Below are 20,540 nucleotides of genomic sequence, written 5' to 3' on the forward strand. Positions count from 1 at the left end.
CGATCTTTCCAATCCGAAGCCCCAGGGATCATCGATGAAAGCTGTTCTGTTCGAGCATTTTCGTGAAGCGCCGAGCATCCGCAACGTGCCTGACCCGAAACCCTCGACCGACGGCGTGGTCGTCAAGGTCGAGGCGACCGGCCTGTGCCGCAGCGACTGGCACGGCTGGATGGGCCATGACGCCGACATCGTGCTGCCGCATGTGCCGGGCCACGAGCTTGCCGGAACTGTGCAGGCGGTTGGCCGGCAGGTCACGCAATGGCGCGTCGGTGACCGCGTCACGGTGCCTTTCGTCGGCGGCTGCGGCCATTGCCACGAATGCAATTCCGGCAATCACCAGGTCTGCGAGCAGCAGTTCCAGCCGGGCTTCACCGCCTGGGGCTCGTTCGCCGAATATGTCGCCATCGACTATGCCGACACCAATCTGGTGCGCCTGCCCGAAGAGCTGGATTTTGTCACCGCTGCCAGCCTCGGCTGCCGCTTCGTCACCTCGTTCCGGGCGATTGTCGATCAGGCGAAAGTGCTGCCCGGTGAATGGGTGGCGGTGCATGGCTGCGGCGGCGTTGGCCTGTCGGCAATCATGATCGCTACCGCCATGGGCGCCAACGTCGTCGCCATCGACCTCACCGAGGAAAAGCTCGCCTTCGCCCGCGAACTCGGCGCCGTCGCCACCGTCAACGGGGCGGAGCAGGATGTCGTCGCGGCGGTGAAGGAAATCACCAAGGGCGGCGCGCATGTCTCGGTCGACGCACTCGGCCATCCCTCCACCTGCTTCAATTCCATCGCCAATCTGCGCCGGCGCGGCCGTCACGTCCAGGTCGGGCTGATGCTCGGCGACCACGCCACGCCGCAGGTGCCAATGGACAAGGTCATCGCCCATGAGCTGCAGATCGTCGGCAGCCACGGCATGCAGGCGTTCCGCTACAAGGCGATGATGGACATGCTCGAAACCGGCAAGCTGAAGCCACAGAAGCTGGTCGGCAAGCGCATCAGCCTCGCGGAGGCGCCGGTGGCACTGATGCAGATGGACCGCTTTGATGGAACGGGGATCAGTGTGGTGGATAGGTTTTGAGCTGGTTGCGGTAATAAGGTTGCCCCTCACCCTTACCCTCTCCCCGTAAGAACGGGGAGAGGGGGGCGTCAACGTTGGAGCTTCGTTCTTCTCCCTAAAAAAAATTGAAGGAAGGAGATTAGCCGCAACGCCGATGACCCCCTCTCCCCGTCCTTACGGGGAGAGGGTAAGGGTGAGGGGCAGCGCCAACCCAAAAGGGAATCGCGCTACCACCGCCTCACCACCCTGGCATGACATGGCTCGGTTTCAACCGCTTGCTGCGAATGCCAGTCAGCGCCGCAAAATCGAATGTTCCCGTCTCCTGACCCGCCGGCACAGAAATATTGTCGAGGCTTTCGGCGATGTGCCGGGCCAGCGCCTCGACGATATCGGCGCTTGCCGTGTGGCCGCGCATGATGCCAATCTTGCAGTCGGGCAGGGGGCCGAAACCATCGGCCTCGCCAAGCACGCGCATGCCCGGCCTGAGCGCGCATTCCGGCAGCACCGAAATGGCCAGCCCTGAGAGCACGGCGGCGGTGATGACGGTGGCCGACCAACTTGTGAACAGGATGCGATAGTCGCGCTGCATGCGGTCGAGGACGTCGCATGCCCCGCGCCGCCAGATGCAGGTCGGGCGGCCAAAGGCCATAGGCAGGATTTCCTGCTCATGCGTGGCGTGGTTGGCGGAACTCACCCAAAGCAGCGGTTCGCGCCGCACCACTTCCGACTGACCCTTCACGTCGTCATGCGTCACCAGCGCCAGGTCGAGATGCCCGCGCTTGATGTGCTCCACCAGATTGAAAGTCGGCTCGCAGATGACGGTCAATTCGACGCGCGGGTTCGACCGGGCAAAGCGCGCCATGATCTCCGGCAGGAAACGGTCGGCGTAGTCGTCGGGCGTGCCGATGCGGATCGTGCCTTCCAGGCTGCGGTCGTCGAAGGCGGCCAGCGTTTCGCGGTTGAGATGGATCAGCCGCCGCGCATAGGAGAGCAGCTTTTCGCCTTCCTCGGTCAGCTTGTTGGTGCGCCCGTCCTTTTCGAACAGCGGCTTGCCGATGCGCTCTTCCAGCCGGCGCATCTGCATGGACACCGCCGATTGCGTGCGGTGAACCTCGTCGGCGGCCTTGGTGAAGCTGCCGGTGTCGGAAATCATGATGAAGGTTTGCAGTTGATCGAGATCGAGCGGCGCGGCCATGACTTTCATCCATCATCGATGTTGATGATAAAGATTAAAAACATTCGTTGGATTAATCAATACGGCGATGGCAAAGTCCTAAGCGTCCACAGGAAGCGACGCAAAACACCGATGCGGAGCGCGATTTGCGCGTGTTCGTCTCGGAACGGCTTTCTGTGCCCTAACTCTTGAAAGGAGAGTGCCATGACCACGATCGATTACGCAGCCAAGACGATGCAGACCGCAGCGCGTCCGGCGATTGCAGTGCGCGTGGTGAACTGGCTCTTCAATCTTTACCGCGCACTGAAAAATCGCCGCGAATTCTACCGCTTGGGCGAGATGACCGATGCGGAACTGTCCGATATCGGCCTGACCCGCGCCGACCTCCACGTGGTGGTCAACCTGCCGTTTGGCGTCGACCCGACCTCGCGGCTCGGCTCGATGGTCAGCGCCCGTTCGGACCTGATTGAAGACATGGCCCGTCGGGTACATTAGGCCCGGTGCCTGAGTTACTGCAGGCTCCCCACTCCCTGCCGGTTTCCCTCCGGCCCGCCTGCACGCTGCCCGGTCCTCACGGACCGGGCATTTTTTGTTGGCAGAGCAGCCTCAGCGCCGCCGGTCCATGCCCTTCGTAAACTGCTCGAAGATCGATTCCACGCCCTTCTGGTAATCGTCGCGCTGCTGGGCGCCGGTTTCGAACATCTTGCCGAACAGATCGTCATAAGGGTTCTTCGGCTGTCCGCCCGGAGCGGCCTGAGGTTGCGCTTGCGGCTGTGCCCTGCCGCTCGGTTGAGCAGCACCGCCTCCGAACATCCCTTCGAGTATCTGGCCTAGGGGATTGTCGCCCAGCGGGTTCTGACCCTGCGGCTGAGCGCGGCCGGTTGGCTGCTGCCCGGCCTGTCCACCGCCGAACATGCCTTCGAGGATTTGACCGAGCGGGTTGTCGCCAAGGGGGTTCTGGCCCGGCTGCTGCGTCCTGCCGGCTGGCTGCGCTGCGCCGCCGCCGAACATGCCCTCAAGAATCTGGCCGAGTGGATTGTCGCCGGCCGGGGCCTGCGCCTGCCTCTGCGGCTGGCCAGCCTGACCGCCGCCGAACATGCCTTCAAGGATTTGCCCGAGCGGGTTGTCCGCAGGGCTTGCCGTTTGCGGCGCCTGCTGTTGGGCAGCACCGCCCATGCCGCCCTGGCGCATCATCTGCTCGATGATGTCGCCGAGCGGATTGTTGCTGCCACCGCCGATGCCCGCTGCCTGAACCTGATTGGTCGACTGCTTGAACAGCCCGCCCATCACCATCGTCGCGATGGCCGGCAGCATCTGCTTCAGCACGTCCTGGCCGATGCCGGTGGCTTGCGCCGCCTGTGTGGCAACTGCGCGCGAAAGGTCTTTCGAACCGAACAGATGGCCCAGAATGCCGTTGCCCTCGGCCATGCCGGCCGGAGAAAAGGCTGCTGCCGGGTTCTCGAAATATTTGGCATGCTGCCCGCTCGCCATCGCGCTCAGGAACGCGCCGGCGCCATAGGGATCGGCGGTGTTCTGCTTCAGCCCTTGCGAAAAGGCCGGCAGCAAGGCCGCGACGGCCGATTGCGCCTGCTGCGGCGACAGCCCGAACTGCCGCGCCAAGGCATCCATGCCGTTGCCGTTCTGGGCATTCGTCAGCATGTCGAATAGTGAAGCCATTTTCGATCTCCTCGGAGTGTCTCTCCGGGGAGCAGCCTAACCCAAAGCCGTGAACCCGCCTACGGGATTGTTATGGGCGAATGCAGAGACCGTTAATAGGCGTATTCGAGGAAAGCCGGCTCGATCGAGCCGCCCCAGCGCGTGTGATAGGCGTTGAGCATTTCCTGTGCGCTGGTGGTGCCGCGCGCCACGACTTCGTCGAGCGTGGAGAGGAACGTCGTCTCGTCATAGCCGTCGCGGTTCAATCGGGCGCGGTTCTTCAGGCCCTTGCGCGAAATCGCCAGCACCTCGCGGGAAACCTCGCGCAGGTCGGTGTTGCGGAACGGCGCGCCGATGCCCTGCGCCGGCACCGCGTTGCGCATCGCCAACACCTCCTCATAGGTCCAGCTTTTCGTCAGGGCTTCCGCCGCATCCAGCGCTTCCTCATCATAAAGCAGCCCGACCCAGAAGGCGGGCAGCGCGCAGATGCGGCGCCATGGTCCGCCGTCCGCGCCGCGCATTTCCAGGAAACGCTTCAGCCGCACATCGGGAAACAGCGTCGACAGATGATTGGCCCAGTCGCCGATGGTCGGCATGCCGTCCGTCAGTTCCTTGCGCGCGGCACCCGCCATGAACTGGCGGAAGGTGATGTGGGTCATGTCGTGATAGCGGCCGTCGCGGATGACGAAATACATTGGCACGTCGAGCGCCCATTCGACATAGTCGGCAAAGCCGAATTCCGGCGAGAAGCAGAATGGCAGCAGGCCCGAGCGCTGGTTGTCGGTGTCGGTCCAGATCTCGCCGCGCCAGCTCTGCAGCCCGTTGGCGTGGCCGTCGGTAAAGGGCGAGTTGGCGAAAAGTGCGGTTGAAAGCGGCTGCAGTTTCAGCGAAACCTGCATCTTGCGCCGCATGTCCTCTTCCGAGGAGAAGTCGAGGTTCACCTGGATCGTGCAGGTGCGATACATCATGTCGAGGCCCTTGGTGCCGACCTTGGGCATGTAGTTGGTCATGATGTCGTAGCGCGATTTCGGCATGCGCGGCGTCTCGGCCAGCGTCCATTTCGGGCTGCCGCCGAGGCCGAGGAAGCGGATGCCGAGCGGCTCGGCGATTTCGCGCAGCTGCGCCAGATGGGCATTGCCCTCGCGACAGGTCTGGTGGATCGTCTCCACCGGCGCGCCGGAAAGCTCGAACTGTCCGCCGGGCTCCAGCGAAATCGCGCCCTGTCCGGTTGGCTCGACCAAGCCGATGATGCGCTCGGCATCGACGATCGGCTCCCAGCCCAGCGTGCGCTGCATGCCTTCCAGAAGGGCGCGGATGCCGCGGTCGCCGCCATAGGGCACCGGGCTGTTGCCGTCGACGTAGAAGGGGAATTTCTCGTGTTCGGTGCCGATGCGCCATTTTTCGCGCGGCTTGTTGCCCTCGGCCAGATAGGCGACGAGTTCGTCCACGCCTTCGATCGGCCGGAAATCGGTGGTGTCACGCGCCATGGTCTACCCTCTCGCCGCTCGAAAAAAGCGTCGCGCTTGATGGACGCAATCATATCTCGCGATCAAGCAAAAAATCCTGATCATTGGTTCAACTCAAATTGAGCATGCTGGCGAATCGAAAAAGCGTCGAAAATCATGCTCAAAACGACAGTAGGCCGTGACTTGAAGCGCACATCGGGAACCCGGAGGGCATCACCGCATGAATTTTACATGGATCGAGCATTTTGGCGGCGACCGTGAGCAGGAACTGTTCGAGCTTTACCGGCAGGAATGGTGGACCAGGGATCGCAGCTTTGAAGACGTCGCCCATATGCTCAAGCATTCCGACATCGTGCTTGGCTGCTGCACCGACGGCGACCGGCTGATCGGCTTTGCGCGGGCGCTGACGGATTTCACCTTCAAGGCGTTGATCTTCGATGTCATCGTTCACGCGGATTTCCGCGGGGCGGGCGTCGGCAAGGTGATCGTGGAGAGGATCATCGGCCTGCCGTCTCTGGCTCGCGTTTCCAGCTTTGAGCTGTATTGCCCCGAGCGGCTCGTTCCCTTCTATGAGAAACTCGGTTTTGCCGAAGGGTCAGCGAAATTGCTCTTTCACCAGCGCTGAAGCAGCCGGCGCAGTAGAGTTCGCGTAGTGCCTGTTCACCAGTCGCCGATCGTCGCCTGCAATACCGCCATCGCCGCCACCGCTGCCGTGTCGGCGCGCAGGATGCGCGGGCCGAGCGGAATGGCGGTGACGAAGGGCAGCGCATAGAGCTGGCGGCGCTCGTCTTCGGAAAAGCCGCCTTCCGGGCCGATCAGCAGGCCAAGCTTGCGCTCGGTGATGGCCTGAAGCGCGGGCAGGGGATTGTTGGTTTCCGCACTCTCGTCGCAGAAGATCAGCCGCCGGTCCGTCTCCCAGCCAGCGATCAGCCTGTCGAATTTCTGCGCCACGCGCACTTCCGGCAGAGCAAGGATGCCGCATTGCTCGGCAGCTTCCACGACATTGGCGCGCAGCCGGTCGATGCCGGGCTTGGCGATTTGCGTGTGCTGGGTGATGACGGGTTGCAGCACGCCCGCACCCATCTCGACAGCCTTCTGTACCAGATAATCAAGCCGCCCCTGTTTCAGCGGCGCGAAGCAATAGACTAGGTCGGGCAGAGGCGGTTGCGGCCGTGTTTCCTCGACCGCGCGCAGCTTTACCGCTTTTTTGGTTTTGGCCTCGATCCGCGCCAGCCATTCGCCGTCGCGGCCGTTGAAGACGAGCAGTTCCGCGCCTTCGGAGAGGCGCAGCACGTGGATGAGATAATGACTCTGCTCCGTGCCCGTTTCGAAAACGGTATCCCTGGCGAGGTCCTGCGGCACGAACAGCCGCTGCATTTTGTAGTTTGCGCGCATGGCCGATGAATGCTGGAGAGGAGAGGGGAGGTCAAGGGTTCGTGATGATCACCTTGGGATTCCCCCTCTCCGTCGCGCTTCGCGCGCCACCTCTCCCCCATTTCATGGGGGAGAGGAACCTGGGTTCTGCGAGGCCGCGACACTTCAGGACTTGGGTTCCTCGCCCCTGCGAAGCGGGGGAGAGGTGGCTCGGCGAAGCCGAGACGGAGAGGGGGCTACTTTCCCACACTCTCATGCCAAACCGGCTTATACCCCGCCCGCAACACTGCAACCGTCACCGCCGGCGTCAGCAGCGAAAATCCCGGCGATGCGAAGCCAATGCCCTCGCGCGGGGCCTCATAACCTTCGAAGCTCCAACGCCGCAGCACGCCCTTATGAACCGCATAAGCGTCACCGCCCCGCGCCACCATCGCCCCATCCGGCAGGCGCTCCAACTCGCCACCGTTCAGCGCCAACAACTTCCCACCTGCCGCCAGCCTTTCCCCATGCAACCTCGCATCCATCTCCGGCGCTTTCACCTTCACCACCCCGAACGTCTCGCCATAAAGCCCCGCAAATTCCTTCGCCCGCTCGCGCTGGCAATAGAAGCAGGGCCGGTGCCCCGCTGCCAGTGCGGTCACCTCGTCGAGAAAGAAAAGCTCGGTCCAGCCGGCATTGCCGCTTGGCGCGTTTCGTCCCATCACATCGCGCCGCTTGCCGCGGAATTCGCAGACGCAGATGATCCAGGCACGGGTCGCCCAGCGCCGCTTCAGCAGCGTTCGCGTTGCCGGGTCGTGAATGACGCCGCGATTTCCCGTGAACAGGCCGCGCGCCGGCACGGCGTGGATATCGCCGAAGGGATCGATGCGGTTTTGCAGTGGCATATCCGTTCCTCTCTTTTTGGCGATCGGCGCGCATGATATCGGGGCGGGAGAGTTTGTCATTGCGAGGGTCCTTCATGCGGGTGCTGGTCGTCCAGAATTACGACAATACCGGTCTCGGCCAGGTCGGCGCCGCATTGCGCGAAGCCGGTGCCGAAATCGACCTGCGCAATGCTCATCACGGCGATGCCATGCCGCAAGACGCCAGCGGCCACGACGCCATCGTCGTGCTCGGCGGCGGGCAGAATGCGCTGGCCGACGACAAGTATCCCTATATTCCGGCCCTGCTCGACCTGATTCGTGATTTCGAGGCCAAGGATCGTTCGATCCTCGGCATCTGCCTCGGCAGCCAACTCATGGCGCGGGCCTTTGGCGGCGAGAACCTGATCGGCACTTCGCCCGAATTCGGCTGGCGGCGGATCTCGCTGACGGAAAAGGCGCAGGCCGATCCCGTTCTCGGCGCGCTGCCGAAGGATTTTTCAAGCTTCCAATGGCACGACGACACCTTCACACTGCCTGAAGGCGCTGTGCATCTTGCCGCGAACGAGGCGACGCAGAACCAGGCATTCCGCGTCGGCCGCGCCGCTTACGGCTTCCAGTTCCATTTCGAGGCCGACCAGCCGCTGGTGCGCTACTGGAACGCGTCGTTCCCCGACCTTCTGCGCGAGCGCCAGCCCGGCTGGCTCGATCGTCACGAGGAAGAGGCGGCAGCCCACGGCGCCGAGGCTGATGCCGCCGGTTTGTCTATCGCCCGGGCCTGGGTGGCGACCATCTGAGGGCCATCTACCTCTTTTGCACGTGGCAAAAATAACACGTCCGTAAGATTACGTGACTGTGTGCTTTTCGAGCACTGGACGTCCCGGAGGCCGCAAGCCTAGAAGGACGCCGCTTCCGCCAAAAAACCGGGTTAACCATCCGACGGACCGCCCGCCGAAGCGAAACACATTCGTAATAATTTCATGAAGAGATGCAGGAAGCCGCAACCGAGATGACCGCCGTGAAAGCCGCTTTACTGTCCTTCGCAATGCTCTCTGCCATCGTTATTGGCGGTCTCGGCATCTATGCTGCCGATGCTGCTGGCGACCATAATGTGGTCGACGGCTACGGCGTCACCGCTGCAAGCTACTAAGGGGCCGCGGGTCGCTCCCGTCAGGGGCGACTGGAATCCTGCAGGCCTAGTTTCTCGACCGTCGTCTTGAGCGGAACGGAGAAGGAAACGTATTTTATCGTTTCATCCTCCCGGTAGAACGCGCTTACCTGCACGTCGCCTTTCATCCAGTGATCCCAGTCGAACTCGCCGTCTTCCTGTTCCGTGTGATACGGTTCGCCGAACTCGCGCAGCGCATCGTCGCGGTAGTGGATAGGGCCACTGCTGAAGGGTATGGCACCGACATACGCCTGCCGCTTCTTGCCGGGCCGGTCGTAGGCGAAGATGGCGGAAAAGATTGCCTTGCCGTCATCCTTGGGCACGCCGAAACTATGTTTGTAGTCGGTGTGAAATTGGAACGCGAGTTCGATACCGAGCGAATTCAGCTCGCAATGTCCAGTGCCGCCGCCACGTTGCGCGCGGCCCGGCATTAGGGAGACATCGAACCCGACCGTTGCCAACAGGTCGGACAGTCCGGTGTTTTGCTCGGAATGCCCGAGAAAGGGCAGAAGCACGCTCAGTTCCATGGTTTCTCCAGCCTCGCGGTAACGTAAGCTTCACCGAATGTTCCTGTCGTGCCACGCTCAGATCACGCGCTTATGTCACCGGTCACTGACAAAATCCGCTTTTGCGCGCCGTCTATGACGAGCGCGGTGAGGATGCCTGACTTGTAGGCCAGCGTGTCTACATTGACCCGGTTGGCCATCACTTCCGGTTCGTCATGGGGCGTGTGGCCGTGCACGACCACCTTCGGATGCAGGTACGGATAGTTCAGGAATTCTCCGCGTATCCAGATCAGGTCCTGGCTGTCCTGCCGGTCGAGTGGAATGCCCGGCCGGATGCCGGCATGGCAGAAGAAGAAATCGCCGAAGCTCGCCGAATAAAGGAGATCGGCGAGAAAGGTCACATGGTCTGCCGGCACGGCGTCCATGAGCGCGGCATGGCCTTTCCGGCACGGCTCAGCGTTCGTGAAATCGATATCGACGCCGTAGGAAAGCGCGGTCTCCTTGCCGCCATAGCGCGCAAACAGCCCATCCGGTTCGGGGCCTGCCAGAAAATCGAGAAAACCGCGATCGTGGTTTCCGGCCAGCGAGATGATCCGGCTGTCGCGCTTTTCCGCCTCGAGCAGAAATTGCACAACGCCCTTCGAGTCCGGCCCACGATCGACATAATCGCCGAGATGGATGATGCGCCAGTCGGCCGGAGCGTCGCGCTCCAGTTCACTTTCAATCTGCGCATGCATCATTTCGAGAAGGTCGCGCCGGCCATGCACGTCGCCGATGGCATAGATGCGCATGGCTTCCGGTCCGGCAGCGTCGAGATAGTGAATGCCTGTGCTCAATGCGCCCGCCGTCGGTTCTTCATGCGCGCCGGCGTCATATGCAGAGCATGTCCTTGCCGACTGTCGTGATGTCGCGCTTGCCGCACAGCGCCAATGTCATGTCCAGTTCCTTGTGGATGATTTCCAGCGTCTTGGTCACGCCTGGCTTGCCCATTGCGCCCAGCCCGTAAAGGAAGGGTCTTCCGATATAGGTGCCCTTCGCGCCAAGGCACAGAGCCTTCAGCACGTCCTGGCCCGAGCGTATGCCGCCGTCGAAGTGAACCTCTATCTTGTCGCCGACCGCCTCGACGATCTCCGGCAGCACGGAAATCGAAGACCGCGCACCGTCGAGCTGCCGGCCGCCATGGTTGGAGACGATGAGGGCGTCCGCCCCCGTCTTCGCCGCCATGATGGCGTCTTCCTTGTCGAGAATGCCCTTCAGGATCAGCTTGCCGCCCCAGCGTTCCTTGATCCAGGCAACGTCGTCCCATGACAGGCTCTGGTCGAACTGTTCTGCCGTCCATGAGGACAGCGAAGCCAGGTCCGTCACGCCCTTGGCGTGGCCGACGATATTGCCGAAGCTGCGGCGCGGCGTGCCCAGCATGCCCATCCACCAGCGCGGCCGCCGTCCAATGTCGAACAGGGTCTTCGGCGTCATCTTCGGCGGCGCCGAGAGGCCGTTGCGGAGGTCCTTGTGGCGCTGCGCCAGCATCTGCAGGTCGACCGTAAGCACCAATGCGGAGCATTTCGCAGCCTTGGCGCGGTCGATCAGGTTGTAGACGAAATCCCTGTCGCGCATCACATAGAGCTGGAACCAGAACGGCTTCTTCGTAACCTTGGCGACGTCCTCGATAGAGCAGATGCTCATCGTCGAGAGCGTGAACGGCACGCCGAATTCTTCCGCCGCCTGCGCGGCCAGCATCTCGCCGTCGGCATGCTGCATGCCCGTCGATCCGGTCGGCGCCAGCGCCACCGGCATCGCCACCGTCTCGCCGATCATGGTCGAGGCCAGTGAGCGGTTGTCCATGTCGACCAGCACGCGCTGGCGGAATTTTATCTTGGAAAAATCTTCCTCGTTCGCCCGGTAGGTGCTTTCCGTCCATGAGCCGGAATCGGCATAGTCGAAGAACATCTTCGGTACGCGCCGGCGGGCCTGGTTCTTGAGGTCGTCGATGGTGAGGATCTGTGACATTCGTCTTTATTCCTGGCTACTTCCCGGTTCCGGTCTTGCGCGCCGCATCGCCCGCTTCGGAGCGTTGACGCAGTCTCAGTTTCGACACGCGTTGCCAGTCGCCGGTGCGTTCAGCTTCCGTCATCGCGCGTTCGACATAGGTTATGTGATCCATCGCCGCCTTGCGCGCTGCGGCCGGCTCGCCGCCCGCCACCGCCGCGTGGATGGCGCGGTGCTGGGCAAGCAGCTCGTCGCGCGCGCCGGGCAGGGCATAGACCAGAAGCCGGCTCTGGAACACGCCGTCCGACAGCAGCCGGTAGCACGAGCGCAGCGTATGCAGGAGAATGATGTTGTGCGCGCACTCACCCACCGCATGATGAAACTCGACGTCGATCTCCGCCTCTTCCTCGAAGTCGACGCGCTCATGTACCGCTTCCATGCGCTGCATGATGCGCTCCAGCAGCGCTCGGTCGTCGGCGGTGGCGCGGCGCGCGGCGTATTCCGCCGCCACGCCCTCGATCTCGCGGCGATATTCGAGATAGTCGGAGGCCGCCTTGCTGTGCGTGCCGATCAGGTCGAGCATCGGCTTGGTGAAGACCTGGCCGATGACGTCGGCAACGTAAGTGCCGCCGCCGTGGCGCGTCACCAGCAGCCCGCGCGTTTCCAGGGCCTTCAGCGCATCGCGCAGGATCGGCCGCGACACGTCGAACTGGCGCGCCAGCTCGCGCTCGCCGGGCAGCCGGTCGGAAACGCGCAGCACACCCTCGAGGATGAGGCTCTCGATCTGCTGCACCACCTCGTCGGCGGTGCGCGAATGCTCGATCCTGGAAAAAATCTCGCTCAAGCGAAGTGTCCGGTGAGGCCGATAATCTGTCGAGAATAACGGCATCCCGCATAACTGGTCAATTTATTTATCCAATTGATTGGATATCGCGGCCTAAATCAAATGAACCGGCCCCGGTTTACAGGCGGCGTCGATAACTGGTAAAAGGTTTTTACCAGTGTCCTGAGGAGCGAACCCATGTCCGGTCTGGTCATGCCGGCCCCCGATCAATCGACGCTATCGCGTCGCGCCGAGATCGTCGCCGATATGCGTATCATCGTGCCGGGCGAGGGAGTTGTCGATGCCGTCAACGAAATGCGCGCCTTCGAAAGCGACGGGCTCACCGCCTATCGCCAGCTTCCGCTGGTGGTCGTGCTGCCCGAAACGGTGGCACAGGTTTCCCGCATCCTGAAATATTGCGACGACCGCAAAATCCGCGTCGTGCCGCGCGGCTCGGGCACCTCGCTGTCAGGCGGCGCGCTGCCGCTGGAAGACGCGGTGCTGCTGGTCATGAGCCGCTTCAACCGCATTCTCGAGATCGACTATCCCAACCGCACCGTCATCGCGCAGCCGGGCGTTACCAATCTCGGCATCACCACCGCCGTCGAGCAGGAGGGCTTTTACTATGCCCCCGATCCATCCTCCCAGATCGCCTGCTCGATCGGCGGCAATGTCGCGGAAAACTCCGGCGGCGTGCACAGCCTGAAATACGGCCTGACCGCCAACAATGTGCTCGGCATCGAAATGGTGCTGATGAACGGCGAGGTCATCCGACTCGGCGGCAAGCATCTGGACAGCGAGGGTTACGACCTGCTCGGCGTCATGACCGGCTCGGAAGGACTTCTGGGCGTCGTCACCGAGGTCACCGTGCGCATATTGCGCAAGCCCGAGACGGCGCGCGCGCTGCTCATCGGCTTTCCGACCAGCGAGCAGGGCGGCCAGTGCGTGGCTGACATCATCGGCGCCGGCATCATTCCCGGTGGCATGGAGATGATGGATCGCCCGGCAATCCACGCGGCCGAGGATTTCGTCCATGCCGGCTATCCCCGTGAATGCGAGGCGCTGCTGATCGTCGAACTCGACGGGCCGGGCGTCGAGGTCGATCATCTCATCGGCCGGGTCGAGGCCATCGCCTTGAAGAACGGCTCCACCACCTGCCGCATCTCGCAATCCGAGCAGGAACGCATGACTTTCTGGGCCGGGCGCAAGGCGGCATTCCCGGCGGTCGGCCGCATATCGCCGGATTACTACTGCATGGACGGCACCATCCCGCGCAAGGAACTGCCGCGGGTGCTCGCCGGCATGCGCGAGCTGTCCGAGCAATATGGCCTCGGCGTTGCCAATGTCTTCCACGCCGGCGACGGCAATCTCCACCCGCTCATCCTTTACGACGCCAACATCCCCGGCGAACTCGACAAGGCCGAAAACTTCGGCGCCGATATTTTACGCCTCTGCGTCAAGGTCGGCGGAGTGTTGACGGGCGAACACGGCGTCGGCGTCGAAAAGCGCGACCTGATGCCGGAGATGTTCAACCAGATCGACCTCGACCAGCAAATGCGTGTCAAATGCGCCTTCGACCCCAACCATTTGCTCAATCCCGGCAAGGTGTTCCCCCAGCTCCGCCGCTGCGCCGAACTCGGCCGAATGCACATCTCCGGCGGCAAGCTGCCGTTCCCGGACATTCCGAGGTTTTGATGGGGACCTTTCAGAACGAGGGTTCCTCGCCCCCGCCTTGCGGGGGAGAGGTGGCTCGGGCGAAGCCCGAGACGGAGAGGGGGGTGACCGCCCCGTCTAGCAGGCGCTCACCACAGAAGATCGAGCGAGCCCGACAACTCCGCCATAGCGACAACCTTGCAGAAGCAACGCTTTGGAATGAACTGAAGGCCAAAAAGCTGGGCGGCTACAAATTCGTTCGTCAGATGCCATTAGGGCCGTATTTTGCGGACTTTGCATGCCGAAGCGCGAAGCTGGTTGTTGAGCTGGACGGAAGCCAGCATGTGGAAAGTTCCTACGACAGACGCCGGGACGAATTCATGCGAGCCCAGGGCTATTCGGTCATTCGTTTTTGGAGTGCTGATGCGGTGAAAAATTTGGCGAGCGTTTGTGAGACCATTCTCGCGGCGTTGAATGGCCGTTTGAGCGAAGAGGTGGTTAGCTCGGATTTGCGGTTCGTTTTTGCGGGGACCAAGAAGGCAGGGGACGGTTCTCTATGATCGCCCCCTCTCCGTCTCGCTACGCTCGACACCTCTCCCCCGCTTTGCGGGGGCGAGGAACCCAAGTTCTGCTATGTCGCCACCTCGGCGAGTGCCGGTTCCTCGCCCCCATGAAATGGGGGAGAGGTGGCTCGGGCGAAGCCCGAGACGGAGAGGGGGCCTTCCTTCAATCAAACGCCCTCTTCCCGGCAGCAACTCACCCATGACCACCTTCACCCCCACATCCCCCACCGAAACGCTCTCCGCCGTCGAATGGGCGCTGGCCAACGAATCCCCGCTGGAAATCCTCGGCCACGGCTCCAAGCGCGGCCTGGGCCGCCCGCTGCAGACCGAACACACGCTCGACCTGTCGCAACTCACCGGTGTCACGCTCTACGAGCCGGAAGAACTTGTGCTGTCGGCGCGGGCCGGCACGCCGCTTGCCGAGATCGAAAAGCTGCTTGCGGATCACGGCCAGGAACTTGCATTCGAGCCTATGGATTACGGCCCGCTGCTCGGAGGAGTGGCCGGGCGCGGCACCATCGGCGGCGTGCTGGCGGCCAATCTCGCCGGCCCGCGCCGCCTAAAGGCTGGTGCTGCGCGCGACCATATCCTCGGCATCAATGCCGTCTCCGGGCGCGGCGAGGCGTTCAAGTCCGGTGGCCGCGTGGTGAAAAACGTCACCGGCTACGACCTGTCGAAAGCCATGGCCGGCTCGTGGGGCACGCTGGCCGTGCTGACCGATGTCACTTTCAAGGTTCTGCCCGCCGCCGAAACCGAAGTGACGCTCGCCATACGCGGCCTGTTCGATGAGGAAGCCGCCGCTGCGATGGCGCTGGCGCTCGGCTCGAGCGAAGAAGTTTCGAGTGCGGCGCATGTGCCGGAAAACCTTGTCGGCAGCATTGCGGGCGGCGCGCTGAAGGGCGCGTCCGCCACACTGCTGCGCGTTGAAGGTTTTGGACCTTCCGTGGCCTTCCGGACGAAGAAGCTCATCGATCTCCTGAAAAACGCCGGCCCAATCGACGAGATTTCCGGCGATGCCTCAAAGGCGCTGTGGCGCGATATCCGCGACTGCGCACCCTTTGCCGATGGCACGGAACGGCCCGTCTGGCGCGTTTCGATGGCACCGTCGCAGGCCCATGCGATGGTCATGGCGCTGCGCATGGAAGAGGCCACCGACGCTTTCTACGACTGGCAGGGCGGCCTCGTCTGGCTGCGCATGCAGGCCGATCCCGAAGCCGACCTGCTGCGCCGGCTGGTACGAAAATTCGGTGGCGGCCACGCCACGCTGGTGCGCGCCAACCACTCGCTGCGCGCGTCGCTTGCCGTCTTCGAACCGCAACTGCCTGCCCTTGCCGGTCTCTCGGCGCGGCTGAAAGAACAGTTCGACCCGAAGGGCATTCTAAATCCGGGCCGTATGGTGCCTCTCGGCAAGTCTGCTACGCTCGCAGCGTCAAACGAGTGAGGGGCAATTTATGAGCGATATCAACAACGGACCGACCGCACCGCGCCAGACCGACCGCTGGCTGGAACCGGGCGCGACCAATGCGCAGGTCATCTACATTCTCTATCTCGCCGGGTTGGTCATCGGCATCAGCGGGCTGGTCGGCATCGTGCTGGCCTATATCAATCGCGGCAAGTCGGAAGCCTGGGTCGAAACCCACTACACCTGGCTGATCCGCACCTTTTGGATCGGCCTGCTCTACGGGATTATCTCGCTCCTGCTGATTTTCCTGGTCATAGGCGTCTTCATGCTGTTCGCGGTCGCCGTCTGGTTCATCGCCCGCTGCATCATCGGCCTTCAGGCGCTCGGGCGCGGCGAGCCGATCCGCAACCCGAACGGCTGGTTCATCTGAGTATCAAAGAGAAATAGCGCCGCCATGCAGACCAGTTTTACCCCCGCGCAGCTTGCCGATCCGCATGTCGCGGAATCGGAAAAGATCCTGCGCAAATGCGTGCATTGCGGCTTCTGCACGGCGACCTGCCCGACCTATGTCACGCTCGGCAACGAACTCGACAGCCCGCGCGGACGCATCTACCTGATCAAGGACATGCTGGAAAACGGCCGCCCGGCCGACAAGCAGATCGTCACTCATATCGACCGCTGCCTGTCCTGCCTGGCCTGTATGACGACCTGCCCGTCGGGCGTGAACTACATGCATCTGGTCGATCACGCCCGGGCCCACATCGAGAAGACCTACAAGCGGCCTTTGCCTAACCGCGCCATCCGCGCGCTGCTCGCCTTCGTGCTGCCGCACCCGGCGCGCTTCCGCGCGGCGCTCAAGCTCGCGAAGCTGGGCAGGCCGTTTGCTGGCCTGTTCGAAAAAGTCCCGACGCTCAAGCCCTTGGCCGCGATGCTCAAGCTTGCGCCCGCCGCCGTGCCTGAAAAGTCGGCGATGGCATCGCCGGGCAATCATGCTGCAACCGGCATCCGGCGCGGCCGCGTCGCCATCCTCACCGGCTGCGCCCAGCCGGTGCTGGAGCCTGGCATCAACGAGGCGACGATCTCGCTGCTGACGCGGCTCGGCGTCGAGGTGGTGGTGCCGCAAGGCGAGGGCTGCTGCGGCGCGCTGGTGCACCACATGGGCCGCGAGGAACAGGCGCTGGCCTCTGCGCGGCAGAATGTCGATGCCTGGACGCGCCAGATCGACAATGGCGGGCTCGACGCCATCGTCATCACCGCGTCCGGCTGCGGCACGACGATCAAGGATTACGGCTTCATGCTGCGGCTCGACCCGGCCTATGCCGAAAAGGCGGCGCGGGTTTCGGCGCTGGCAAAAGACATCACCGAATATCTGGCCACGCTCGACCTGCCGGAACCGGCACAAAAGCCCGGCCTCACGGTCGCCTATCATTCGGCCTGCTCGATGCAGCACGGCCAGAAGATCACGCGCCAGCCGAAGGAGCTTCTGGCGCGCGCCGGCTTCATTGTGAAGGAGCCGCGCGAGGGGCATCTGTGCTGCGGCTCGGCCGGCACCTACAACATCATGCAGCCGGAGATTTCCGCGCGCCTGCGCGACCGCAAGGTGAAAAACATCGAGGCGACCGGCGCCGACATCGTCGCCACCGGTAATATCGGCTGCATCACGCAGATTGCGTCGGCTGCGAACATGCCGGTCGTGCACACGGTCAAGCTGCTCGACTGGGCCTATGGCGGCGAAAGGCCTGCCGGCGTGCCGGAGGGCAGGGTGCTGGTGGCGGCGGAGTGAACCGGCGTCTGACCGCTGGCACTGCTGCGGTCAAAAGGAAGCCGAGAGGCTATCCTCACTCATCCCCGCCATTGTCCAGCTCGATGATCTGCGTGAATTCCACGTTGCGCAGTTCGCTGACGACGCTCTTGTCGGCCTTGTAGTTGGGCATGACGACGACTTCTACGGCCTTGGTGCCGGGCCGGAACTGACGGTGGCTGTCGTCGCCTTCTTCGGCGATGACGCCCTCGAGCCGGGTCCAGCCATCCTTCGAGCTGATCTGCACATTCGCCGCGCCGGCAAAGCGGTAAGGCCCGGGGCCGGTCCTTATTGCCTTTCCCTTGGCGTCATACGTCTGCACGCCGAGATAGACTATGGAAACCTGCGGCGAGCCGTCTTCCTTGGGCAGCACGCGAATGTCGGCTCCGATCCGGTACCGCCGGCTCGTATCGACGGGAATCAGCTTCGACCTGATCCTTTGCGACCCGGCAATGCTTGCGGGCCGGTCGATCTGCAGTATCCTCTTGGCCGTCGGCATGTCGGGCGTGAACCAGCCCAGCTGTGTGCCTCCGAGCGCGAAGATGCCGATCAGGGCGAGCAGCACCGTTGCCACGCGCAGATAGAGTATTCCGATCTCGGCAAACAAGCCGTGCGCCTGCCCCCTGTCTGTCAACGCCTCTACCGCCACCCGAAATTCCTCACAGTATCGCTCCTCACACTCCCTTATGCGGGCGCGATCCATCAGCGACTAGTGAAATAAGGCAACACTGGAGCTTTATCTCGGCCGCTTGAAGGCCGCGCGCTCGCGTTCGATCTCGGCGCGGCAGACACAGCCTTCGATATGGTCGTTGACCAGGCCCATGGCCTGCATGAAGGCATAGACGGTGGTGGGACCGACGAAACTCCAGCCGCGCTTCTTCAATTCCTTGGAAATGCGGGTCGAGGTCGGCGTGGTCGGGTTGGCGATCAGCGAGGAGTAGTCGACAGTGGCGGGGCGCTCGTCGGCACCGGGCTCGAACTTCCAGAACCAGGCGGCGAGAGAGCCGGCCTCGCCGGCGAGTTCGCGGGCGCGCTTGGCGTTGTTGATGGTCGAGACGATCTTGCCGCGATGGCGCACGATGCCGGCATTGCCCAGCAGGCGCTCGACATCGGCGTCGGTGAATTCGGCGACGCGCTCATATTCGAAATTGGCAAAACCCTCGCGAAACGCCTCGCGCTTGCGCAGAATGGTCAGCCACGACAGGCCGGACTGGAAACCTTCGAGGCAGATCTTTTCGAACAGCCGCCGGTCGTCGGCCACGGGGCGGCCCCATTCATGGTCATGGTAGTGCTGGTAATCCGGCAGATTGCCATGCCAGGCGCAGCGCGTAACGCCGTCTTCGCCTTCGACCAGGCCGGTTTTTACGATTTCCATCAAGCCTATTTCCTATTTTTACCCGGCCTTTACCAGATTCCTGAACCGGGCGGTAACCACACCAAAAGGTTTAAACGCGGTTTGGCTTTTTGCGCATTCCGATTCACGTTTCGGTTGCCACTGGCGGACAACATCGCACACGGAGGGGGTGCAATCCCCGCCTGTTGATGACGATCGAGTTCGAGAGTGCGTCCGATGAAACATCTTTTTCTACTGGGGGCCACGGCCCTTGCTGTCAGCATGGCGTCAGCAGCCTTCGCCAACGACCGCTACGCCGAGCGCCCGCCGGTGGTCGTAAGCCCCGATCTTTCCGCCCCCTGGGTGATGCAGCTCGGCCAGCAGCCCGGCAAGGTGGTGCGCCGTCAGGTGCGCCAGGTGCGGCAGCAAATCCCGGCCGGCGTGCAGGTCCAGCCCTATGCGACCGAGCCGCGCTTCGACCAGCGCTATGCCCCGGCAAAGCGCCAAGCCCAGCCGGATGCGCAGCGCACCGCCGGCATCGTCGCTCCAGCGCCGGCCAAGCGCGAGGTGCGCCGGCAGATCGATCCAATGTATCTGCCGCAGCAGGTTTCCTATGACGGGCCGCACAAGCCGGGCACGATCATCATCGATACCAAGCAGAATTTCCTCTTCCTGGTGCAGGCCAATGGCGAGGCACGGCGCTATGGCGTCGGCACCGGCAAGCCGGGCTTCGAATGGGCCGGCACCCACAAGGTCACCGCCAAGCGCGAATGGCCGGACTGGCGCCCGCCGGCAGAGATGATCGTGCGCGAGCGCGCCAAGGGCCGCGTTCTGCCGGTCCATATGGCGGGCGGGCCGGAAAACCCGCTCGGCGCGCGCGCCATGTATCTCGGCTCGACGCTCTACCGTATCCACGGCACCAACCAGCCATGGACGATCGGTGGCGCGGTGTCCTCCGGCTGCATCCGCATGCGCAACGAGGATGTCGTCGACCTCTATGAACGCGTGAAAATCGGCACGCAGGTCGTGGTAATGTAACGACCAACCCGATTCGATATTTCCGGGGGACGGTCCGGAAGCGGCGGTTTTCGCCGCCGCAGCAAGGGCAGCATGATGGGGATCGTGCTGCCCTTTCGCTTTGAGACGGGTTGGATCGCATCGGTCATCGGATAATATCGCGCCCTCTGATGCTCGGGAGGACATGATGGCGAAGACCGTTTTTCAGTCCGTGGACGACTATCTCGCCACGCAGCCCGAAGCTGCAAAGGGCGTGCTCGAAGAAGTGCGCGGCATCATCCGCAAGGCCCTCCCCGAGGCCGAGGAAGTGATCTCCTACCAGATCCCGGCATACAAGGTGCCGGGAGGTACTGCGCTCTATTTCGCCGGCTGGAAGAAGCACTACTCGCTTTACCCGGCCAATGGCGAACTGGTCGCGGCATTCAAGGACGACCTCTCCCCTTACGAAGTCAACGACAAGGGCACGATCCGCTTCCCCCTGTCGGAACCCGTTCCCGCGAAGCTGATCGAACGCATCGCCAAATTCCGGGCGAAGCAGGTCGCAGACGAAGCAAAAGCGAAGGCAGCCGCGAAGAAGCGATAGCACGGCGCAATTGCGTCAATGAGCGCCTGCCGTTTCCAATAGACAAGCTCCTGCCCTTTCGTTTTGTCGCACTGCCAAATGGGCCGAAATCGGCTATAGGCGGCGGTGAGAGCGAAATCGCTCT

General features: G+C 62.9%; 23 protein-coding genes. 12 read left to right on the forward strand and 11 right to left on the reverse strand.

Features of this window, described 5'->3' with window-relative positions:
* Positions 1–34: 34 nt before the first annotated feature.
* Positions 35–1,072, forward strand: a complete 1,038-nt coding sequence (locus G6N74_RS04725) for a zinc-dependent alcohol dehydrogenase family protein (RefSeq protein ID WP_165114913.1) — start codon at positions 35–37, stop codon at positions 1,070–1,072.
* A 217-nt stretch (positions 1,073–1,289) separates the two neighbouring features.
* Here the strand turns inward: G6N74_RS04725 and G6N74_RS04730 are convergent, their stop codons facing one another.
* A complete protein-coding gene (locus G6N74_RS04730; RefSeq protein WP_165114915.1) occupies positions 1,290–2,246 on the reverse strand; it encodes a LysR substrate-binding domain-containing protein in 957 nt (318 codons plus the stop codon).
* A 183-nt stretch (positions 2,247–2,429) separates the two neighbouring features.
* On the opposite strand from G6N74_RS04730, the gene G6N74_RS04735 reads away from it, so the two are divergent.
* Positions 2,430–2,720, forward strand: a complete 291-nt coding sequence (locus G6N74_RS04735) for a DUF1127 domain-containing protein (protein ID WP_165114917.1) — start codon at positions 2,430–2,432, stop codon at positions 2,718–2,720.
* 111 nt (positions 2,721–2,831) lie between these two features.
* Here the strand turns inward: G6N74_RS04735 and G6N74_RS04740 are convergent, their stop codons facing one another.
* Together G6N74_RS04740 and G6N74_RS04745 are read right to left on the reverse strand one after the other, a co-directional pair.
* Complete coding sequence (locus G6N74_RS04740; protein WP_165114919.1) at positions 2,832–3,902, reverse strand: DUF937 domain-containing protein; 1,071 nt, start codon at positions 3,900–3,902, stop codon at positions 2,832–2,834.
* Between the two features lie 92 nt (positions 3,903–3,994).
* Positions 3,995–5,368: a glutamate--cysteine ligase gene (locus tag G6N74_RS04745; RefSeq protein WP_165114921.1), complete on the reverse strand. Its 1,374-nt coding sequence runs from the start codon at positions 5,366–5,368 to the stop codon at positions 3,995–3,997.
* A 199-nt stretch (positions 5,369–5,567) separates the two neighbouring features.
* On the opposite strand from G6N74_RS04745, the gene G6N74_RS04750 reads away from it, so the two are divergent.
* Entirely contained in the window at positions 5,568–5,972 is a 405-nt protein-coding gene (locus tag G6N74_RS04750; protein ID WP_165114923.1) for a GNAT family N-acetyltransferase, read from the forward strand.
* A gap of 35 nt (positions 5,973–6,007) precedes the next feature.
* On the opposite strand, the gene G6N74_RS04755 is transcribed toward G6N74_RS04750, so the two are convergent.
* Together G6N74_RS04755 and G6N74_RS04760 are read right to left on the reverse strand one after the other, a co-directional pair.
* Complete coding sequence (locus G6N74_RS04755) at positions 6,008–6,742, reverse strand: 16S rRNA (uracil(1498)-N(3))-methyltransferase (protein ID WP_165114925.1); 735 nt, start codon at positions 6,740–6,742, stop codon at positions 6,008–6,010.
* A gap of 215 nt (positions 6,743–6,957) precedes the next feature.
* Entirely contained in the window at positions 6,958–7,605 is a 648-nt protein-coding gene (locus G6N74_RS04760; protein WP_165114927.1) for a hypothetical protein, read from the reverse strand.
* 74 nt (positions 7,606–7,679) lie between these two features.
* On the opposite strand from G6N74_RS04760, the gene G6N74_RS04765 reads away from it, so the two are divergent.
* Together G6N74_RS04765 and G6N74_RS31145 are read left to right on the forward strand one after the other, a co-directional pair.
* Positions 7,680–8,378, forward strand: a complete 699-nt coding sequence (locus tag G6N74_RS04765; protein ID WP_165114929.1) for a type 1 glutamine amidotransferase — start codon at positions 7,680–7,682, stop codon at positions 8,376–8,378.
* A 221-nt stretch (positions 8,379–8,599) separates the two neighbouring features.
* Positions 8,600–8,731 (forward strand): hypothetical protein, encoded by a 132-nt coding sequence (locus G6N74_RS31145; protein ID WP_281353954.1) that lies wholly within the window; start codon positions 8,600–8,602, stop codon positions 8,729–8,731.
* A 20-nt stretch (positions 8,732–8,751) separates the two neighbouring features.
* Here the strand turns inward: G6N74_RS31145 and G6N74_RS04770 are convergent, their stop codons facing one another.
* From G6N74_RS04770 to G6N74_RS04785, 4 genes are all read right to left on the reverse strand, one after another.
* Positions 8,752–9,276, reverse strand: a complete 525-nt coding sequence (locus G6N74_RS04770; protein WP_165114931.1) for a hypothetical protein — start codon at positions 9,274–9,276, stop codon at positions 8,752–8,754.
* Positions 9,277–9,338: 62 nt separating this feature from the next.
* On the reverse strand, positions 9,339–10,046 hold the full coding sequence (locus G6N74_RS04775; protein WP_165115662.1) for a metallophosphoesterase: 708 nt from the start codon (positions 10,044–10,046) through the stop codon (positions 9,339–9,341).
* Positions 10,047–10,125: 79 nt separating this feature from the next.
* The gene (locus tag G6N74_RS04780) at positions 10,126–11,262 is read right to left on the reverse strand and encodes an alpha-hydroxy acid oxidase (protein WP_165114933.1); all 1,137 of its coding nucleotides are present in this window, start codon (positions 11,260–11,262) and stop codon (positions 10,126–10,128) included.
* 16 nt (positions 11,263–11,278) lie between these two features.
* Positions 11,279–12,085 (reverse strand): FCD domain-containing protein, encoded by an 807-nt coding sequence (locus G6N74_RS04785; RefSeq protein WP_165114935.1) that lies wholly within the window; start codon positions 12,083–12,085, stop codon positions 11,279–11,281.
* A gap of 177 nt (positions 12,086–12,262) precedes the next feature.
* On the opposite strand from G6N74_RS04785, the gene G6N74_RS04790 reads away from it, so the two are divergent.
* The 5 genes from G6N74_RS04790 (at position 12,263) to glcF (ending at position 17,465) form a co-directional block, all read left to right on the forward strand.
* Positions 12,263–13,759 carry an FAD-linked oxidase C-terminal domain-containing protein gene (locus G6N74_RS04790; RefSeq protein WP_165114937.1) on the forward strand — a complete coding sequence of 499 codons (1,497 nt, stop codon included), beginning with the start codon at positions 12,263–12,265 and terminating at the stop codon, positions 13,757–13,759.
* An 83-nt stretch (positions 13,760–13,842) separates the two neighbouring features.
* Complete coding sequence (locus G6N74_RS04795) at positions 13,843–14,277, forward strand: endonuclease domain-containing protein (RefSeq protein ID WP_312857833.1); 435 nt, start codon at positions 13,843–13,845, stop codon at positions 14,275–14,277.
* A 202-nt stretch (positions 14,278–14,479) separates the two neighbouring features.
* On the forward strand, positions 14,480–15,721 hold the full coding sequence (gene glcE / locus G6N74_RS04800; protein ID WP_165114941.1) for a glycolate oxidase subunit GlcE: 1,242 nt from the start codon (positions 14,480–14,482) through the stop codon (positions 15,719–15,721).
* A gap of 10 nt (positions 15,722–15,731) precedes the next feature.
* Positions 15,732–16,112 (forward strand): DUF4870 family protein, encoded by a 381-nt coding sequence (locus G6N74_RS04805; protein ID WP_165114943.1) that lies wholly within the window; start codon positions 15,732–15,734, stop codon positions 16,110–16,112.
* Between the two features lie 24 nt (positions 16,113–16,136).
* Entirely contained in the window at positions 16,137–17,465 is a 1,329-nt protein-coding gene (gene glcF / locus G6N74_RS04810) for a glycolate oxidase subunit GlcF (RefSeq protein ID WP_165114945.1), read from the forward strand.
* Between the two features lie 55 nt (positions 17,466–17,520).
* Here the strand turns inward: glcF and G6N74_RS04815 are convergent, their stop codons facing one another.
* Positions 17,521–18,132: a hypothetical protein gene (locus tag G6N74_RS04815; RefSeq protein ID WP_165114947.1), complete on the reverse strand. Its 612-nt coding sequence runs from the start codon at positions 18,130–18,132 to the stop codon at positions 17,521–17,523.
* An 87-nt stretch (positions 18,133–18,219) separates the two neighbouring features.
* A complete protein-coding gene (locus tag G6N74_RS04820; protein WP_165114949.1) occupies positions 18,220–18,858 on the reverse strand; it encodes a DNA-3-methyladenine glycosylase I in 639 nt (212 codons plus the stop codon).
* A gap of 195 nt (positions 18,859–19,053) precedes the next feature.
* On the opposite strand from G6N74_RS04820, the gene G6N74_RS04825 reads away from it, so the two are divergent.
* Together G6N74_RS04825 and G6N74_RS04830 are read left to right on the forward strand one after the other, a co-directional pair.
* Positions 19,054–19,854 carry a L,D-transpeptidase gene (locus G6N74_RS04825; RefSeq protein ID WP_165114951.1) on the forward strand — a complete coding sequence of 267 codons (801 nt, stop codon included), beginning with the start codon at positions 19,054–19,056 and terminating at the stop codon, positions 19,852–19,854.
* A 166-nt stretch (positions 19,855–20,020) separates the two neighbouring features.
* Entirely contained in the window at positions 20,021–20,416 is a 396-nt protein-coding gene (locus tag G6N74_RS04830) for an iron chaperone (RefSeq protein WP_165114953.1), read from the forward strand.
* Positions 20,417–20,540 lie beyond the last annotated feature (124 nt).

The sequence above is a fragment of the Mesorhizobium zhangyense genome (genome assembly GCF_011045115.1).
In the GTDB taxonomy this organism is placed as follows: Bacteria; Pseudomonadota; Alphaproteobacteria; order Rhizobiales; family Rhizobiaceae; genus Mesorhizobium_M; species Mesorhizobium_M zhangyense.

What these genes read in the sequence shown, in the direction of transcription:
- G6N74_RS04765 (WP_165114929.1), top strand. Translation starts at nt 7,680, where the DNA reads ATGCGGGTGCTGGTCGTCCAGAATTACGACAATACCGGTCTCGGCCAG.
- G6N74_RS04750 (WP_165114923.1), top strand. Translation starts at nt 5,568, where the DNA reads ATGAATTTTACATGGATCGAGCATTTTGGCGGCGACCGTGAGCAGGAA.
- G6N74_RS04790 (WP_165114937.1), top strand. Translation starts at nt 12,263, where the DNA reads ATGTCCGGTCTGGTCATGCCGGCCCCCGATCAATCGACGCTATCGCGT.
- G6N74_RS04740 (WP_165114919.1), bottom strand. Translation starts at nt 3,902, where the DNA reads ATGGCTTCACTATTCGACATGCTGACGAATGCCCAGAACGGCAACGGC.
- glcF (WP_165114945.1), top strand. Translation starts at nt 16,137, where the DNA reads ATGCAGACCAGTTTTACCCCCGCGCAGCTTGCCGATCCGCATGTCGCG.
- G6N74_RS04745 (WP_165114921.1), bottom strand. Translation starts at nt 5,368, where the DNA reads ATGGCGCGTGACACCACCGATTTCCGGCCGATCGAAGGCGTGGACGAA.
- G6N74_RS04825 (WP_165114951.1), top strand. Translation starts at nt 19,054, where the DNA reads ATGAAACATCTTTTTCTACTGGGGGCCACGGCCCTTGCTGTCAGCATG.
- G6N74_RS04760 (WP_165114927.1), bottom strand. Translation starts at nt 7,605, where the DNA reads ATGCCACTGCAAAACCGCATCGATCCCTTCGGCGATATCCACGCCGTG.
- G6N74_RS04735 (WP_165114917.1), top strand. Translation starts at nt 2,430, where the DNA reads ATGACCACGATCGATTACGCAGCCAAGACGATGCAGACCGCAGCGCGT.
- G6N74_RS04820 (WP_165114949.1), bottom strand. Translation starts at nt 18,858, where the DNA reads ATGGAAATCGTAAAAACCGGCCTGGTCGAAGGCGAAGACGGCGTTACG.
- G6N74_RS04775 (WP_165115662.1), bottom strand. Translation starts at nt 10,046, where the DNA reads ATGCGCATCTATGCCATCGGCGACGTGCATGGCCGGCGCGACCTTCTC.
- G6N74_RS04780 (WP_165114933.1), bottom strand. Translation starts at nt 11,262, where the DNA reads ATGTCACAGATCCTCACCATCGACGACCTCAAGAACCAGGCCCGCCGG.
- G6N74_RS04805 (WP_165114943.1), top strand. Translation starts at nt 15,732, where the DNA reads ATGAGCGATATCAACAACGGACCGACCGCACCGCGCCAGACCGACCGC.
- glcE (WP_165114941.1), top strand. Translation starts at nt 14,480, where the DNA reads ATGACCACCTTCACCCCCACATCCCCCACCGAAACGCTCTCCGCCGTC.
- G6N74_RS04755 (WP_165114925.1), bottom strand. Translation starts at nt 6,742, where the DNA reads ATGCGCGCAAACTACAAAATGCAGCGGCTGTTCGTGCCGCAGGACCTC.
- G6N74_RS04830 (WP_165114953.1), top strand. Translation starts at nt 20,021, where the DNA reads ATGGCGAAGACCGTTTTTCAGTCCGTGGACGACTATCTCGCCACGCAG.
- G6N74_RS04770 (WP_165114931.1), bottom strand. Translation starts at nt 9,276, where the DNA reads ATGGAACTGAGCGTGCTTCTGCCCTTTCTCGGGCATTCCGAGCAAAAC.
- G6N74_RS04730 (WP_165114915.1), bottom strand. Translation starts at nt 2,246, where the DNA reads ATGGCCGCGCCGCTCGATCTCGATCAACTGCAAACCTTCATCATGATT.
- G6N74_RS04725 (WP_165114913.1), top strand. Translation starts at nt 35, where the DNA reads ATGAAAGCTGTTCTGTTCGAGCATTTTCGTGAAGCGCCGAGCATCCGC.